Source organism: Gilvimarinus algae, from assembly GCF_030518215.1.
Lineage (GTDB): Bacteria > Pseudomonadota > Gammaproteobacteria > Pseudomonadales > Cellvibrionaceae > Gilvimarinus > Gilvimarinus algae.
Genome location: NZ_JAULRT010000032.1, coordinates 91,428 through 107,495, shown reverse-complemented (window position 1 = coordinate 107,495; position 16,068 = coordinate 91,428). Strand labels below are relative to the sequence as shown.

The window sequence follows — 16,068 nt, the reverse complement described above, 5'->3', positions numbered from 1 at the left end:
GCCAGCAAAAAGATATATATTGAGTCACTTAATAAGAGGTATGAACTTAAAGGGAGCGGCCGCCCTGCGGCGCGAGCTTACTCTTAGTTTCGTTGGATTTAGCCTACTGCATCTAGTTTTCATCAACGTCAATCTCAATTTTCTTTATTGCGCCAGACCGTTCTAGAACATACATTCTGGTTCCATCATTTGAGAAGGCGACCGCATTGGGCATCGTGAACTCAGCAGAAAGCGCCGGTTCATCTCGCCCCCTGTTTAACCCGACTTTCCCTACGAACACGCGAACTTCACTACTAGCTGGATTTTTGACGACTAGATGATTCATACTTACTACTGGGATATACACACTCCCATCGCGATACTGGATCATATTGACATTCCCGTTAGTAAGAATAGGACCGCTAACGGACTGGATACCTAGATCAGCACTAACCTCCCATACTCTTCCTGTAGACCAGTTTGCTACCCAAATTCGGCCTTGATTGTCACCTGTAATACCGATTACATCCGTCATCTCAGGGATACTGGCATAAACGTTTGATCTGCCATCCGTATCAAATCGCCAGACCGAACTATTTTTTCCGCCATTAAACATACTTACAAATATGTAATCCTGATCATCGATCCAGATACCTGCTGGTCCATCAAGACCATTGGCAAATACTGTCTTTTTTCCATCTGGTGTTACTTTGTAGATTTCATTTGAGTAATATGCTGCAACATAGAGGTTCCCCTCTGAGTCGAAACCTGAACCATTCGCTGAGCCTCCAAGACCTTCACAAAATACCGACACGGCTCCGCTTGGCGTCACCCTCAACACTCGTGCGTCTCGCCCCGTTGATACATAAATATTGTCATCTGGGCCGACACTAAGACCATCAAACGCCGCGTTAGAACCTTGCAGTATTGTGCTTACTTCTACCGGCCTACCGGCAGCATTACACCATTGGGCAAGTAGCGGCATCATGCATACAACTGAACAAGCAATAGCATTTAAGAGAAGACTTCTCATTTGTATCCCTATAGAAATTCCTGTACGAAGTCCCTTGCCTGTGTTTTCTCATAGAAGTGCGTAAAGCATTGAGCAAAAGACTTAAGCTTCGAGAGGAATTTTAATACTGAGGCGCGAGACGATTCGTCCGGATATTTTTTCTCTACCCTATAATACGATGCACACCGATCTGTATGTCATTGTTTTTATTGTGTTTATTCTAACGCCTCACATAATTTGCGCAAAAAACCCGGAAAACGGAGTTTTCTTGAAATCCGGACAACACTATCTACATAACCCGATGTGAAACCATAGAGCCCCAGCCTATAAACTGTCCCCAGAGCATCAATTCTGTTTTTAATATTTTCTCTAAGAGACTCCCAAGACCTTATAAAACAGCAAATTAATCCTGAGATTTCGTGTTGGTGGAAGATAAACATCGTAATAATATTCTTGGTGTCGATTCATAGCATTGCCATCCATTGCAGTAAAGCCGGGTTAACAAGCGCTTGATTTAACTCTGAAATGTAGGTTGTGTGGCTACATTGCTATTCGTCTAGCCGGTACGTAACTTCGCCTTCATTCCAGCATTACCTTAGCTTGAAGCTCCGCATATAGTTGTATATTTGAGTCATAGATTCATTCCAAAAACTCAGTCGGGACTGACCAATACGTTGCCGACAACCTTAGGTAGAAAAAAAGTGGGGGAGTGGGGGAGGGGGGGGATTTACTTGTCAATTTTCGGCTTGCTTTTATGATGGATAAGGATCTTCTACGGAATCGATGCACATCAAACGACTGCGATTACTGCCTCAAAACATAACATTCAAACACACCACTTTACTTGCTTTCTAATGTTTCGATAAAAATATCAAACACTCCGAATTACAGAAGACCTCCAAACATGCAAAGTTCGTTAAAAAATTACTTCAACTGCAGTATATCTCGATCATCAGAGCCGGGTTGTCTTCAATTAATCCAAGATAAAATCTATTCCGTATTAGTATATAGTTACGAGAAATTACAATGCTTACTTATATGTGATCGCATTCCGGTTAGAATGTTTTCAATCTGCTTTGCCATGATCCGATTAACAATCAGCTTGTCCATAATGTACCCTAAAATGCCGAACTTTAGCTGATACTCTGTAAACTGTGTTAGGTTTGTTTTACCAGCCATTTCCTCAAGAGTAGTGGTCCACCGGAAGTACTCTATCGGCCATTTGTGTTCAAATACTTCCATACTGATACTAAACCCTTCTACACTGTCTATTACGCGCTCCCTTACTATACCGTGCTTACCTAATGAGCATTCCCTGGACGCGCCTGGACCCGTGAGTTTTTCAGATACGTATCGGGCGTGCTCCACCAGGGGATTATAGTCTGCAACCGATTCGAGATTCGACAATAGAGCATAAACAAATGCTTTAGGCGCCTCGATCTCAATCGAGTGATATAGTTCACCCATAGATTTTCTCCTATATAATGAAGAGATCGTCCATCTCTAGACAATAAGCCATAAAAATTTCAAGGATTTCTTTGAGCATATAATCTTGAAGATAATTTAGATTTCATAGCCTGTATAAGATTACTACAAAATCTGTTAATGTTTTCGTTAGAATAATTCATGGACTAACGCCACCGCTCATGTCACTTCGAACAATCGCCGCGGAAAATGAGAATCCTCAACAATCCGCCTTATCATTACAGAGCCAGCTATTTATATTTGTCTCAACCGTTAAAGAAAGTATAAGTATAATATTTCTTTCTCTATGTCGAGGTAACTTAGTATAATGTAGCCACCCCCTTTAAGATTGTTTCTTAACATATCGAATTCTTAGCCACCAATTTTCCAGCGTTCTTATCGATTTCACAGATGCCAAAACGAACCTGAGCTTTATATCCTTAACCAATAACCATATTTTGTCTTAATGAAGTATATTTTCCAATCTCAAATACTTCCGATAAGTGCAATAGTACTTTTACCACCAATTCTTACCGAACATGTAATTCTAGCAGTGGTACAAATCAAATATTTCGATCTCATCTCACCGCATTATTAAGCTTTTTTCTATCACTACGTTAGCTGAATTGAGACTAGCTTATTCGCAGCCAATTATATTTATTGTTCTTTAGGTAATGACTTTTGGAAACCCGGCAACATTTCTACAGACTCATACCAACGGATGATGAGAGATGATTCCAGAGTTACACTGGCGAACTTTAGCTGGAATATACTCGACGCTAAAGATAGGTCTGCAATCGTGGGATTTTCATTAACAAGAAATTTTTGACCTTTCAGATTATCTTCAAGAACCTCAAATCTGGAAACGAGTTTAGCTTCTTCTTCGCTAGCAGCATTAATATCTCCATCTTCACCTAGCAAGATCCGATTAACCACTATGGTTTCCACTAATGGGCAAAGCTGGCATTGCGTCCAATCTAGCCACTGCTCCACTTTCGCCAACGCGGCGTAATCTCTCGGATACCAGTCGAACAGCTCATGCTTGACACATAAGTAGCGTAGTATCGCATTGGATTCGTGTATTTTTATATCACCGTCTAACAGAGTCGGGACCTGATGATTCGGATTGATTGCAATGTATTTTTCGCTCATTTGCTCCTTTTCTTTAAGGTTAATCAAATGATTTTCATACTCAATTCCGACCTGTTCCATCAAAGACACGGCTCGTCGGCTGTACTGTGAAAACGGATAACTATACAATTTGTACACGTGATTCTCCTTTCATTAGCTATAAAGCTAGTCAAAGATAACTCTCAGACAATTTAATTTCATTTGTGAAGTTGCGAATTTATAACTAAAATCGCTTCACGTCAGTCACATTTAATTTCAGCACTATACTTTTCATGTCTGACTTAACATTAGGAACTAAATCCTCTTGCTAACAAATTGGAACGAGATCTCCTTTTAGGAGTTCGGGTAGAGCATGCGCAATGGGATACTCCCTCATATTTATAGATCCTACTCCAAGGCATAAAAGGCCCTTATCCCAACAACCCACTACGCCTTTATTGAGATTTCCGGAGGTCTATCTTAGATATTTAGTGGTTTTATTATCCACTTAGGTCGCAGTATCTTGTCGGCCCTGATTAGCTAAGATTTACGATACAAAGTATTCAGCTTGAATCAACTTAGCTCCTTGAAAGACAACTACGTCCAAGGCCCGCTCTAGGCAGTGATAAATAAATATATGTCACCTTCCCAATCTAGACGATATCTTCCTCTAACTAGATGGAATAAAATTTCTTCCACGAATTTATCGAGATTTCTAATACGATAAGTGTAGGCGCATACCAATACTCAGATAAAAATCCCCCCGGCCTTTCGACCGGGGAAAAGCTGGTATAGGCGGAGAGCCTATGCTCATGTACTACAATTCGAAAGTTATCACATGAAAATGAGAGTGACGTCCGGTTTTCGGGATAGTTACAGTAAATTATTCCGGACAAATCTTCATGACTATTAATAAATTTTTATACAACACTCATATCTTAGTATGTATCCCCATATCCGGAATCCGGATGTTCGCTATGTTGCTCGAAAAAGCCCTACCTTGATTTTCTTTAGAGGATTAGCAACATGTAGGTTTTAGTAATCGAGAGGAGAAACTGTCGAATAATCAACAAGTGAACCACGTGCTAGTAGAATAGTAGATTGGAAGGATTGGAAGCAGCAATCTCCCTGTGAGCGCGCATCGTGACTTACACTTGGCGCCCGGGAGCTATCGGGGTAAACTATCGATGGGTTACAACCAAGTTTCTGAAATAAGCGTCTGATGTTCGTTCAGAGTACAGGCCTATTGTTCCGGATCTGTCAGCGCCTAGCTTAAGCTCATTCACCACCAAAGAGGGCTCTATGGCTCCGTTGATATAAAGTTCCGCTTTTCCGCCACTGACTTCAATTCTTAGTCGTGTCCATTCACCCGAGACGAGTGGCGCCCAAGATTCATATTTTCCTGGGGACTGCTCACGGAGAACATGCCATGGATAGCCTGGCTTTGAAAAATACTGAACACTATGATTCCTCTGTAGCTGTGACCTGGAGTTAGAATTCAGCGGGCGGATATAGAAACCTTCAAATGAGTCATCATGCACCCGAAAAATGACTCCGACAAAGCCCCGGGCCCAATCGGGAGAATTGGGGAGTGGCTTACCAGCCACCTCAATTTCAATAGTACCGTTTTTGAACTCAATACCTTTTAACTCTAAATAGGTGCAATTGTCGCACCCTCCCTCTTGTGGACCTTTCAGGTCCGGAGTCGTTACCACATTTAATGAGTCAAAACTATGGTATCTCATTGGTTTGGCTATTACATTGTGCGCCTGGGTGTTTTCAGTGCCCACTAATGGCCACGAGCTTGTATAGCTCTCGGCAAACACATGAGCGCCAAATAACACTGAGACAAGTAATAATAAGTTCTTCATTAATTCCTCGCGAAATCTAAACAAATCTGAAAAGCCCCAAGAAAGGAAGAATCTACATGCTTTCTTCGCTAAACCAGTCCGGAAAGAGGAATACGTACACCTATTACAGATGTTTTAAACAATAAGCATCACGAGATCAATTTAACTAATTGATTAGAAGCGCACAGCTAATAGATATAATATTTGTTCAACCTATGCTGCATAGGTTGGCTCCCCGGTAAAAATACCTATCCCGAAGCATGCGTTGCCGAAACCACCTTACCGATGGCGCAACCATGGTGTTTAATAGCTAAACTTTAATAGAGTCGTGCTTTAATATATGTCCTTACACCAGCAACAGAAACGCTACTCATCGAACCTCCCACTATTGGGTATTAGTACTTAGAAACTTTATTGATGATACTTTATAGTCTCCCTCGTCCAATACTGTTAGCGACCAATCCGTAGCTAGTGAAGTCAGCTTTTTATTCTTATCATTAGGCTGAAAAACTACCCGAAATCCAATTGCTTTCCCCACATTTTCGGTAATTGTAACGCTTTCAATTTCATACATTTTTGGATTAAAATGGTAGGCAGAAAGGCACAGTGAATCGTCCTCGGTGGCGCTACTCAGCGAACTGCATCTGAACTTATCTTCCATATACTCGCTACTAAACTGCTTTACTGGCGTTTCACCGCTTAGCATAGCCAACCACGCATATACGATTGAATAGGCAACATTGGTATTATATGCATCCACGTAGCCCCCTCCTTCCTGCTTTTTTATCTCCGATAACTGAATGGTATTAAAGACTGGAGTGTGAGGATCGCTATATTCAAACCCAACTTTATACCTTATTAGAATATTATTTCTGGCCCCACTAGGAAAAACATTCTGGTAAAGCACGTCTGCAGATAGTAAATTTAGCTCTCCGGTAGTTTTTATCGTATCGATCTTTTTTATGTGATGTGAATTATTCCAATTTCGAACGTGGTTGAGTAACGCGTGAACACCTTCTCGCCCTCGGGATCGATTCCCATAGATGTCCAATACAACATCTTCGCTGGTAATTGAGCGAATATACTCGTCCTCTTTAACAAGATTTGGGCGCTCAAACAATAAAAACCATTTATAGAATTGTGCTCGCTCTTTGTAATGAGGGTCTTCTTTCTCAACGGCACACAAAGCATCAGCAGCAAAGTATATAAAAAGTAGATAGATCAACTTCACAGAAAGGTATTTCATATTACTTTCCTTAAAGGATTAGTCAATATTAGTGACTCTAGGGGGAGTAATTATGATTCAACTGTCGGTTACTTCTCGGATTAAACAAGGTAACTGACTCTCTTCATCTGTATTTTCCTTTCTTTTATCGGGAAGTCGCTTAGTGTAACAAGCACCTTAAACGTTGAGGCAAATTGTGTTCTCTACCAAAGCACACAAAGTTTATCTTTTCTTACATGCAATAAAGTATTCCGGAAGTCTCGATATTTTCTTTATTTCCAAAATTTCGAAACCCGCATCATTTAGAAGGTTAACCAGATTTCTAGATTTAAATTGATGCAATTTCGGCATTATTTCCAACTTCGACAATGTTACGACAAGCATTCTTAATAGCGACATCCGCTCACCTAGGCAAGCGGACGAAATCAAAAATAATCCACCTGGCGGCAACATATTTGACAATCTGCATAGCATTCTTTCTAGGTTGATAATATACGGGAGAACATTGAAAGACGTAATCATATTCCAGTCATTTTCGTTGTCCGAGAGTGAGAAAACAGACCCTACTTCAAAACTGATATTGGAGATTGGGGCACCTTCATTATCTGACTTAGCTACAGCTATCATGCCAGAAGAGATGTCAATTGCGCGTACAGAGTGGACGTGACGGGCCATTGCTTTCGAGATTCCACCTTGGCCACAGCCCACATCAAGCACTTTTTTGGATGGTAGTAAAAACGGCTCCGCGGCGGCAAGAACTTCTCGAGCAGAAAAACCACGTTTTTTCTCTCCAGCGAGGCTGGAAACTCTGTCCCAGAATGCTACCTGACTTTCGAAATTTTCCATGTTCTATATCCTTCTCGGCTTCTCACAATACAACCTTTTATTCCAAAAATCGTCCTCAACAGATATACAAGTTATACTCGGTCTTACACCTTAAACCACTACCATTTGTTCTTACCTTTGCGCCCATCCGAGTTCGGTTTCTTGAATTTACCTAAGCACATCGTCAGCTAGCTTAAACTGGTTAATGGGCTCTCAGAACTTTTTGCAAGACCTCCCCCCCCTGAAATCGGGCCACAACCGCCCTGCGCCTTTGCCATTACCCGGCAAAGATCTATATCGCCAACCTACTGGGGCGGCATCATAAGACTAAATTATAGGCCAAACTCCAGTACTCATTTCGGATATTTTTTATTGCCATCATCCATCGGGTATGCTCCGGGACCAGAGCACCATTAACTATTACCACTTATTGACTATGTTGCTTTTCTACTGAAGACATCGCTTGACATGATACCTTTTGGTGCCATATTATGCAATACCTTATGGTATCACTTTAGTTAGCTATCCCTCTGGAGGGGTTTACATGTCAAATCGAAAATCTTCGTTCTCCCTAATCGTCGACGCGATACTTTCGTCGCTGTGCGCTACACCACTAGTCCTCTTTTCTCTTAGCGCCGCGGCGAATGGCATTACCAGTACCCCAGTCGATCAATTGGGATATGACGTAACGCCGGAAGGCGTCGCATTTGCCCCGCTCAAAGGCAATCGATTTGAGGAACCCTACATGGCCATGGTTCGCCTGCCAGCTGGCCTTGTTAGCCCTCCTCACACTAAAACAGCAGCAATGTACGGCGTTATCGTTCAGGGCGAAATGACACACTCGCTACTAGGCACTAGCGCTGCAGATGAGATTGCTTTACCGGCCGGCTCTTTTTACATAATTCCTGCTGACATTCCTCATGTAAGTAAATGTATCTCTGATATAGATTGTGTAACTTTTCTATACCAAGACGGTAAATTTGACTTTAACCTGGTACAGCAATAATGAAGGCAGCACGAACTCCAGACCTTCAAAGCACGTTCCGCGCACTCGCCGACCCAACCCGCAGAGAAATCCTTGTATTTCTGAGTCAGCACGAAAGCTCAATTGGTGAGGTGGTCGACCAGTTTGATGTTACGCGCGGGGCAATCAAAAAGCACCTAGTTATTCTGGAAGAAGGAGGTCTAATTTCCATTCATACCAGAGGGAGAGAACGAATAAATCGTCTAGAACCAAGCGCTCTACATTCCGTGAACAGCTGGCTGCAATATTTTGAACAATTCTGGGACAATAATCTCAGAAACCTTAAAACCGCGATAGAACAACGTACCCCCACTAATCCAAAAAGGAAAAAACAATGAACTCAACGAATATTGAAAAATCAATTTTTATCAATGCATCACCGGAAGACGTATGGCCCTTCCTTGTAGAGAAAGACAAGCTAGCCGAGTGGTACCACCCAGCAGAAGAAGACCTGAAGCCAGATTCGGATTACATTCTACTGGCACGTGACAATGGCGGTAATCTTCGTCCACAGGTATGGGGCCGTGTTCTAGAGTGGAATAAACCATCTAGATTGTGCACCACCTTTAGCATTTCGCCCTTTTCTGGTAATGAAACAATAGTTACCTGGATTCTGGAACCTGCCGCAGGTGGAACTCGTGTCTCCGTGAAGCATTCTGGTATTTATGAAGCTAGTGGTTCAGAAGCCATGCGAATGTTACAAGCACTCGATGCCGGTTGGGACCAACACCTAAGCAGCCTAAGATATAGTTTTGAATAAGATTTATTCCATACATGCTACACATATCTAAACAGTTCACGTATATTTGTAAGTGGAGCTTGAGTAGCGCCGGCTCGACTTATCTTTTTTATTAAATAGTATTTCAAGGCGACCCTGTGTACCTTAGGGTCGCCGTTTTTACTGGAGTAAATATGCGTTTTAATCATTATGGTGTTCCTACTACTGAGCGTTTTGAGGGAGAGATTGATTTGCCACACTTAAAAATGACTGTGTCTGACCACCTAGCTAACCCATATCGTATACAGTTACAGAGGTACTGGCCTGGAGCGCCTTATCCAGAATTGGTAAAATCCGTACCACATATTGCATTTTCAGTTGATAGTCTAGAGAGCGAGCTTAAACACAGAAAAGTCATAATTCCTCCAAACTCGCCTAGCGAGGGTTTATTAGTGGCGTTTATTGAAATAAACAATATCCCAGTCGAACTTATGGAATTTCTTTCTGATCATACCCATTAACTGGAAACTCCCATATTTTCAGAACATTATCCAAATCTCCTATTTGGTTTTTTATAATTGATGATTCGGCCCTTTGGTATATGCTCTTAGTTCTCGCCAGTCCGTCATTTTTTGGATTGATCGATAAATTAAACCCCAAGGATTGCATTTCACAATGCGCTCTTCCTAGCCTCACAGTCACCACACTGAGCTCAAACTTCACGCATATACGTATCGCTTTTTCAGAAAATTAGTACAATCTCACGCGTTTGGAATCTTTGGATCATACGAGCCTGTAACTCCAATCACATCAGTCAGCTCTGGCGCGCTAGCGTAGAGCCAGCCATCTCCATCAGGTGTGAATTCGTAAACAGAGCTGTTCTGACCACCGTTATACATACCAACATAAACGTTGTCTTCGGAATCGATCCATAGACCGGCTGGGGTGAAAGGAATGTAATTGTTGATGGGTAGCCAAAAGAAACAGCTTCGCTGACTGACGCGTTCTCATTGCTAACGACCATGGCGGAATGATTCAAAATTGTGTCCTCTGCTTCGATGTGAACTATTTCAACTGGGCGGTTGTTGGTGGTCACTTGAAATTGGGCACCACCCTGACCGACAGCCACTTCTACATTGGCAAAACCAAAGAGACGGAGGGAGCAACTACCTGTAGCGCCATTACATCTCCAGCATTCAACGCCCCATCTTCTTCAGTACAGTCTGAGCCGTTTAATGAATATTCTCCGACGGTTACTGACACAGGCACACTCATGTTAGTGCCCATAACGGTGATGGTTTCTGACCGAACTTTGTCGGCAAATTCAGCAATCATCAACTCAATGAAAGAAGATGATTCGGGACTATCATCAAACATCGGTACAGGAACTTCTCCACCGTCATACCCCCCTCCGCAACCAAAGATAAACAGGGGCAATGTACAAAGCAGAGAAATACGAACCGATTTAGAATACTTATTATTACTGTGTTCTAACATTTTTTTCCCAGAAGTTTCTGTTTTATGCGCTCTTCGCCTTGACACCAGGTGTAATCACAAATTCATATCAGACTTCCCATCCGAGCCAGAAGTTGCCTAATTCCTTGATATGAACGAGACTTCTGCAAGGCTTCTGACCAGACTTTGGACTATTCCTCAGACACAAGCTGACCCTATGTTAGTTCCTTTTATCTGATTTATTGTTTGATTTATTGAGGCAATTCGTTTCTTTTCGATTATCCTCCCTCTAGCCTCTCAGGCAATCAATCGCTTTATAGCTGCTTTAGGTTGACTAAGATTCTATTCCTTGGTGATATGTATTTCGTCCGTTTTTGCTCAACGGCGCCGCGCACACCACTTGTATCTTTTTGTTTTTATAGAATTTTCCGACCAACTCTTCAGGCGGAGCAGTAAAATCCCGGAATCCGGAATCCGGACGTCTACTTTTAAATTTTTGCTTAGTGTAATGATATCCTGACGGCAGTTATATATGCCCAGTTTGGGCTATAATTGAATGTGTTCATTCGGCTATTCAGGTAAGCATTTTGTGAAAACTAATCTGTATTATTTGGCTATAGCTGTAGCTATGGCTATGAGCTTGTTAGTATCCACTGACGCCAACGCGAATTCTGACAGCAAACATCTCGAACCGGCCCTACCCGAGGGTAACTGGGTCGGCGAAATTGGTAGGCCGCACGGCCAGGACCACTACGACAACCTCCGCCCCAACTGGCGGGGATCTTTACAGTTTTTCACCCTCACCAACGGCTACTTCCAATTCTATGAACAAGATCGCGAGGGAAGAATACTAATGTTTTACGGCGGTCATCTTGAGAGCGCGACAAATAATGAAGCAGTCCTTATTGTCGATTTTTTTTATCCGGACGCCAGGCCCGAACTTAGATATGCAAAACATAATCAGTTGATCAGCATAAGCCCCGAAAACATGGTCGGAAGCAAAATGATTCTATCATTTGAGCGGAAGGGCGATCTGCTATTGCTTCAGGGCGACTGGTTTCCTACTGACTGGAAAGAGGGGGCTAGAATGCTTTGGCTTGATGAGGGTTACAGGGATCTTCCCTTTGGCCTAACGACTGAAGAAATATACTTTCTGGATGATCGTTTTATAGGTGATCAAAATGCAAACAATTAGCCCAATTGGCATGATTGTTGTTTTTTCCTTGTTCTTGTGCGTTGGTCAAACGCTTTTTTCATCCTCACTTTTATTGAAGTCCTTTTTCCGTGAAAGAAATGTTGCCAATTTGTACTTATTCTTTTTTATGGTGACAACATGCTCCATACTAAGTCTTTACTATTTATTCGACTTCTGGCTCCGTGAGCTCCCCCATTTTATTCTATCCTACACGCCACTGTTACCTGCAGTTCCCGTTAGCCTTTACTTGTATACGCGAGCGATAACCTCCTCCAATCGCTTTCGACATACTTGGGCGCTTGGAGCACACTTTTTACCTTGCCTCATCGTTTTCATGGCGATGCTACCTTTTTATTTCCTGCCTGGCATAGAGAAGATTGAGTGGTTATTTTTCAGAAATAGTAATTACATTACCATGTCGGACACCCAAGTTTTTACTTCTCGTGTAATTCCACTTCTAATTATCGCCATAGTCGGCCATGGACTTTGCTATACATACTTGATAGTTAGATTAATTAGAAAGCACGAGTCCAGCATATCCAATAGATTTTCATATATGGAGGGCGTTAACCTAGCCTGGCTAAAATATATCAGCTTCACTATATTTGCTTTGTACATTGCATACCCTCTTCTCAAGTATTTTCCTATATTCAATAGGAATCCGAATTTATTCTGGATAGCCAGCGTCGTAACGGGCTGCTCTTTTATCTCGATTTTCGCTTTTTTTGGTGTAACTCAACGTCCTATTTTATCCATAGCGCGTAATGAGTATCTTAATATTGACGTCGCCCCATCTGAGAATATCGAACAATCAGAACCAATTATTGGACGGGATAGTCAGCCACATGATGACCAACTCCTCGACCAAATTGCTTCTCATATCGTAAACTTGATGGAGCAAAAAAAATTGTACCTCAACCCAAAACTAAATATCGGCGAGCTTTCTGAAGCGGCTGGCCTCCCCACAAAAGATATTTCTAAAGCTATTAATAGTTGTCTAAAAAAGAACTTTATGGAGTTTATTAATGACTACAGAATACAAGATGCAAAAGTTTTATTGGCAGATGACCCAGATGTCAACGTTTTGCAGCTTGCTTTCGAGGTGGGATTTAACTCCAAAACAGCTTTCTATGAAGCGTTTAGGCGAGTAACCGGCTCTACTCCGTCACAATACCGACGGTCCATATCAAAGCCAACTCAACCAGCCTGATTTTTTTGGTAATCTAAATGATCTCAAGCGACATGATTCAATGGGAAACTAGCAATAGCATCTACTGGACACCACAAGACATTTAGTTCGGCATTATTCATCATCGCATGTATCCGCAAAAAATCGACAAACCCGTTTACGACGGAAGGGTTACATCCCATTTGCACGATCTAGAGATGGTTTTACATGAATCTTATTTCGTACCTTTGATTTTCTGTTGGGTTTGTCTTAGCAAATTACAGCCAATTTCTCACTGAAGATTTTTGGATGTACTGGACTTCCCACGATATTGAGGACAGTTTTATGATTGATAATAAACTGCCCAAGTGGAGGGTCTATGAGCAAGCAATATGACGATGAATTTCGCGCCGAGGCGGTCAAGCAAGTCATCGACAGGGGGTATTCTGTCAATGATGTCTCGAAGCGTCTAGGGGTGTCAGCCCAAAGCTTGTATAAATGGGTGAAAGCAGCCTCACCCACGAAGGAGAACGAGCTAGAGCGGGAGGTTTCAGAGGTTAAGCGAGAGAACCTTCGCCTAAAAGCGGAGCTGAGGCGAGCACAGGAAGACCGGGATATCTTAAAAAAGGCCGCGTACTTTGCCAAAGAGCAAGGGTGAAGTACGCGTTCATTTTGGAGCAGAAGCATCGTTGGCCGGTCAAGCGGCTCTGTCGCCTTCTGGGTGCCACTAGGAGCGGCTATTACAAATGGCTGGACAAGCCCTTTTCTGACCGGTACTACGAAGATCAACGCTTGCTGGAGCTCATTCGGGAGTCGCATGAGGCCAGTGGCCGCGTGTATGGTAGTCCTCGAGTCTTCATGGATCTACGTGAGCTTGGCGAGGTGTGCGGCATCCATAGAGTCGCTAGAATCATGCGCGAATATAAGCTGAAAGCACAACGGGGGTATAAGGCACCCAGAGCAAAATACACTCCACCGGCCGAAGCTTTCCCCAACCACTTGCGGCGAAACTTCACGACAGAACGGCCGGATATTGCTTGGGTCACAGACATCACCTATATTCGAACGTACCAAGGGTGGCTTTACCTCGCTGTAGTCTTGGATTTATTTTCCAGAAAGGTTGTTGGATGGTCGATGAAAGCCACGCTTGCGAAGGAGATTGTTCTTGACGCGCTTATCATGGCTGTTTGGAGACGAAAGCCAAGTGGGGAGGTGCTGATTCATTCAGATCAAGGCTCACAGTATGGAAGCGATGCCTGGCAGCGATTTTGCCAAGATCACGGATTGAAACCAAGTATGAGTCGGCGAGGCAACTGTCAAGATAATGCGGTCGCCGAATCATTTTTTAGCAGCTTGAAGAAGGAGAAAATACGGCGGCACATTTACCGTACACGAGAAGAAGCCAAGTCAGAAATCTTTGATTATATTGAGGTGTTTTATAATCGTGCTCGCCGCCATAAACACCTAGGAAATATCAGCCCAGAGGCATTCGAGAGGGCCGCAGGCTATTAGCCAGAGTGTCCTCGGTATCGTGGGAAGTCCAAACAACTGCCGCCCCACCGGCGCCTCGTTCAAGGATTGAGTGTGCCAGGGATCTCGCATGGATGTTGCCGGGGCGGCAGTTTTATTGATATCAGCGGCTCTCCTTTGAGCCCACAGCATTCTCCGTCTTAGTTGGGAGGATGCACACGCCCACTGTTGGACGAACACTCCTTTCTAAACGATTCAGGTAAAAAAATACTGCTCTATATTAGATCTAACCTTCACTGCCGTGTTGCACCTGCTCTAAGCGCAGGTGCTGCCGCTTTTTAGGCTGAGGTCAATCATTGAAAGTACGCCACCACACTCCGCCAATCCGGGTATTGCTCCGAGCCAAAGTGAATCAACTCCCCCTCAAAATGATCTTGGCCCTTTCCTGCGACATTATCATCAATCAGATAGTCGCCCCGATTGAGATCCTTGTGGGGGCTGATGATCAGCCGATTAACGGCCGCCATTCCCAGGTGTTGTTCAACCCACTGTCGTTTCTCACTGTAACAATGGGGGTTCATCTCTGACGGAGAAGTGAGAATAAACACTTCGAGCTCAGGCTGCGCGGACAGCCATTTGAAAGCGTCGACGGCACCCGGCATGGGGGCCAGGCCGATATACAAGCCCGGTTGGCTTTGTGGAAACGCCAGCTCGGGGTATTTCGTCTGGTGAGCATTGAAACCGGCCTCGTAGTCACAAAGCACGTGGTCCATATCGATGTAGACAATCTTCTTACCGTCAAAGCGCATGGAATAGCCCTTAAAGCTCGAGGTTACGAATGAATGTGTGCCGGCTCGCCTCAGGCTTCAAGCGGTAGAGAATGGCTGGCCGGCCTTTCTCGGCCGACTTCTCACCGGTGTCGACGATTAGATCCGCCTGCTCAATTCGGCGGCGAAACGACTTTTTCTGCAACGGTTTCCCCAGCAGCACCTCATGGACATGCTGTAGGTCTGAAAGGGTGAACTTCTCGGGCAGGGTATAGGCCGGGACGATTGAATACAGTGCCTTCTGTTTGAGTCGTTCGCGGCCGGCTGCGATGATACTCTTGTGGTCAAAGGCCAGATCCAGCTTTTCCAAGTCCTTTAGGTTGACCCACTTGGCATCGGATACGGTGTCTATATGGGTTTCACACTCCTGATGAGCGATGAGTGCGGTGTAGCATACCGTCACTGACCATCCACGCTTATCTCGGCTGCGATTTCCTATGGTTGAGAGCTGCTCTACGTACGGGGGGACAACGCCTGTTTTTTCCTGCAGCTTACGGATTACAGTGTCTTCAAGGGTTCCATCTGCCTCGAGGTCAACAAAGCCGCCTGGCAGGCCCCATTTACCCATCTCTGGGTGATTGGATCGCTCCACCAATAGCACCTTCAACTGCCCTTCACGGTAGGTAAAAAGTACTGCGTCCACACTCAGCAACGGCGAGTCGAAGGCCTTGGGGTCATAGTCACGCAAATACGCTTCTTCGGTCATGGTGGCTCTCTATTAGTGTCTGTTTGACACTTATTCTACG

16 protein-coding genes are annotated in these 16,068 nt (G+C 43.7%); 7 read left to right on the top strand and 9 right to left on the bottom strand.

From position 1 onward, the window contains the following. Positions 1-112: 112 nt before the first annotated feature. From QWI16_RS01935 to QWI16_RS01910, 6 genes are all read right to left on the bottom strand, one after another. Positions 113-1,012 carry a Vgb family protein gene (locus tag QWI16_RS01935; RefSeq protein ID WP_302711037.1) on the bottom strand — a complete coding sequence of 300 codons (900 nt, stop codon included), beginning with the start codon at positions 1,010-1,012 and terminating at the stop codon, positions 113-115. A gap of 990 nt (positions 1,013-2,002) precedes the next feature. Further along, entirely contained in the window at positions 2,003-2,458 is a 456-nt protein-coding gene (locus QWI16_RS01930; RefSeq protein ID WP_302711036.1) for an SRPBCC family protein, read from the bottom strand. A gap of 654 nt (positions 2,459-3,112) precedes the next feature. Beyond that, entirely contained in the window at positions 3,113-3,724 is a 612-nt protein-coding gene (locus QWI16_RS01925; RefSeq protein ID WP_302711035.1) for a glutathione S-transferase family protein, read from the bottom strand. 1,022 nt (positions 3,725-4,746) lie between these two features. Next, positions 4,747-5,436: a 3-keto-alpha-glucoside-1,2-lyase-like domain-containing protein gene (locus tag QWI16_RS01920; protein ID WP_302711034.1), complete on the bottom strand. Its 690-nt coding sequence runs from the start codon at positions 5,434-5,436 to the stop codon at positions 4,747-4,749. Between the two features lie 364 nt (positions 5,437-5,800). Further along, complete coding sequence (locus tag QWI16_RS01915) at positions 5,801-6,661, bottom strand: hypothetical protein (RefSeq protein WP_302711033.1); 861 nt, start codon at positions 6,659-6,661, stop codon at positions 5,801-5,803. Positions 6,662-6,862: 201 nt separating this feature from the next. Next, a complete protein-coding gene (locus QWI16_RS01910) occupies positions 6,863-7,486 on the bottom strand; it encodes a class I SAM-dependent methyltransferase (protein WP_302711032.1) in 624 nt (207 codons plus the stop codon). A 523-nt stretch (positions 7,487-8,009) separates the two neighbouring features. On the opposite strand from QWI16_RS01910, the gene QWI16_RS01905 reads away from it, so the two are divergent. The 4 genes from QWI16_RS01905 to QWI16_RS01895 all read left to right on the top strand — a co-directional run bounded on the left by QWI16_RS01905 (position 8,010) and on the right by QWI16_RS01895 (position 9,728). Further along, positions 8,010-8,471: a DUF4437 domain-containing protein gene (locus QWI16_RS01905; RefSeq protein ID WP_302711031.1), complete on the top strand. Its 462-nt coding sequence runs from the start codon at positions 8,010-8,012 to the stop codon at positions 8,469-8,471. After that, positions 8,471-8,827, top strand: a complete 357-nt coding sequence (locus QWI16_RS18715) for an ArsR/SmtB family transcription factor (RefSeq protein WP_368045273.1) — start codon at positions 8,471-8,473, stop codon at positions 8,825-8,827. The genes QWI16_RS01905 and QWI16_RS18715 overlap by 1 nt, the downstream gene beginning before the upstream one ends. Then, entirely contained in the window at positions 8,824-9,249 is a 426-nt protein-coding gene (locus QWI16_RS01900) for an SRPBCC family protein (RefSeq protein WP_302711030.1), read from the top strand. The genes QWI16_RS18715 and QWI16_RS01900 overlap by 4 nt, the downstream gene beginning before the upstream one ends. Positions 9,250-9,401: 152 nt before the next feature. After that, a complete protein-coding gene (locus QWI16_RS01895; RefSeq protein WP_302711029.1) occupies positions 9,402-9,728 on the top strand; it encodes a VOC family protein in 327 nt (108 codons plus the stop codon). Positions 9,729-10,338: 610 nt separating this feature from the next. On the opposite strand, the gene QWI16_RS01890 is transcribed toward QWI16_RS01895, so the two are convergent. After that, positions 10,339-10,704: a hypothetical protein gene (locus tag QWI16_RS01890; protein ID WP_302711028.1), complete on the bottom strand. Its 366-nt coding sequence runs from the start codon at positions 10,702-10,704 to the stop codon at positions 10,339-10,341. Positions 10,705-11,251: 547 nt separating this feature from the next. Between QWI16_RS01890 and QWI16_RS01885 the strand changes: the two genes are divergently transcribed. The 3 genes from QWI16_RS01885 to QWI16_RS01875 all read left to right on the top strand — a co-directional run bounded on the left by QWI16_RS01885 (position 11,252) and on the right by QWI16_RS01875 (position 14,537). Further along, positions 11,252-11,857, top strand: coding sequence for a hypothetical protein (locus QWI16_RS01885; protein WP_302711027.1), 606 nt, complete (start codon positions 11,252-11,254; stop codon positions 11,855-11,857). Further along, complete coding sequence (locus tag QWI16_RS01880; protein ID WP_302711026.1) at positions 11,844-13,067, top strand: AraC family transcriptional regulator; 1,224 nt, start codon at positions 11,844-11,846, stop codon at positions 13,065-13,067. Before QWI16_RS01885 ends, QWI16_RS01880 begins: the two co-directional genes overlap by 14 nt. A gap of 337 nt (positions 13,068-13,404) precedes the next feature. Beyond that, positions 13,405-14,537 (top strand): IS3 family transposase gene (locus QWI16_RS01875; protein ID WP_370659907.1). Its coding sequence is split into 2 segments (ribosomal slippage): positions 13,405-13,642 and positions 13,642-14,537, totalling 1,134 coding nucleotides; the frame shifts between segments, so codons are not numbered across the junction. 311 nt (positions 14,538-14,848) lie between these two features. Here QWI16_RS01875 and QWI16_RS01870 read toward each other — a convergent pair. Both QWI16_RS01870 and QWI16_RS01865 read right to left on the bottom strand, forming a co-directional pair. Then, the gene (locus QWI16_RS01870; RefSeq protein ID WP_302711025.1) at positions 14,849-15,304 is read right to left on the bottom strand and encodes a 5' nucleotidase, NT5C type; all 456 of its coding nucleotides are present in this window, start codon (positions 15,302-15,304) and stop codon (positions 14,849-14,851) included. A 10-nt stretch (positions 15,305-15,314) separates the two neighbouring features. Next, positions 15,315-16,028, bottom strand: a complete 714-nt coding sequence (locus tag QWI16_RS01865; RefSeq protein ID WP_302711024.1) for an NUDIX hydrolase — start codon at positions 16,026-16,028, stop codon at positions 15,315-15,317. Between the last annotated feature and the right edge of the window lie 40 nt (positions 16,029-16,068).

Excerpts from the sequence above, each read along its gene's own strand:
- QWI16_RS01935 (WP_302711037.1), bottom strand. The coding sequence starts at position 1,012 with ATGAGAAGTCTTCTCTTAAATGCTATTGCTTGTTCAGTTGTATGCATG.
- QWI16_RS01930 (WP_302711036.1), bottom strand. The coding sequence starts at position 2,458 with ATGGGTGAACTATATCACTCGATTGAGATCGAGGCGCCTAAAGCATTT.
- QWI16_RS01920 (WP_302711034.1), bottom strand. The coding sequence starts at position 5,436 with ATGAAGAACTTATTATTACTTGTCTCAGTGTTATTTGGCGCTCATGTG.
- QWI16_RS01915 (WP_302711033.1), bottom strand. The coding sequence starts at position 6,661 with ATGAAATACCTTTCTGTGAAGTTGATCTATCTACTTTTTATATACTTT.
- QWI16_RS01910 (WP_302711032.1), bottom strand. The coding sequence starts at position 7,486 with ATGGAAAATTTCGAAAGTCAGGTAGCATTCTGGGACAGAGTTTCCAGC.
- QWI16_RS01905 (WP_302711031.1), top strand. The coding sequence starts at position 8,010 with ATGTCAAATCGAAAATCTTCGTTCTCCCTAATCGTCGACGCGATACTT.
- QWI16_RS18715 (WP_368045273.1), top strand. The coding sequence starts at position 8,471 with ATGAAGGCAGCACGAACTCCAGACCTTCAAAGCACGTTCCGCGCACTC.
- QWI16_RS01900 (WP_302711030.1), top strand. The coding sequence starts at position 8,824 with ATGAACTCAACGAATATTGAAAAATCAATTTTTATCAATGCATCACCG.
- QWI16_RS01895 (WP_302711029.1), top strand. The coding sequence starts at position 9,402 with ATGCGTTTTAATCATTATGGTGTTCCTACTACTGAGCGTTTTGAGGGA.
- QWI16_RS01890 (WP_302711028.1), bottom strand. The coding sequence starts at position 10,704 with ATGTTAGAACACAGTAATAATAAGTATTCTAAATCGGTTCGTATTTCT.
- QWI16_RS01880 (WP_302711026.1), top strand. The coding sequence starts at position 11,844 with ATGCAAACAATTAGCCCAATTGGCATGATTGTTGTTTTTTCCTTGTTC.
- QWI16_RS01870 (WP_302711025.1), bottom strand. The coding sequence starts at position 15,304 with ATGCGCTTTGACGGTAAGAAGATTGTCTACATCGATATGGACCACGTG.
- QWI16_RS01865 (WP_302711024.1), bottom strand. The coding sequence starts at position 16,028 with ATGACCGAAGAAGCGTATTTGCGTGACTATGACCCCAAGGCCTTCGAC.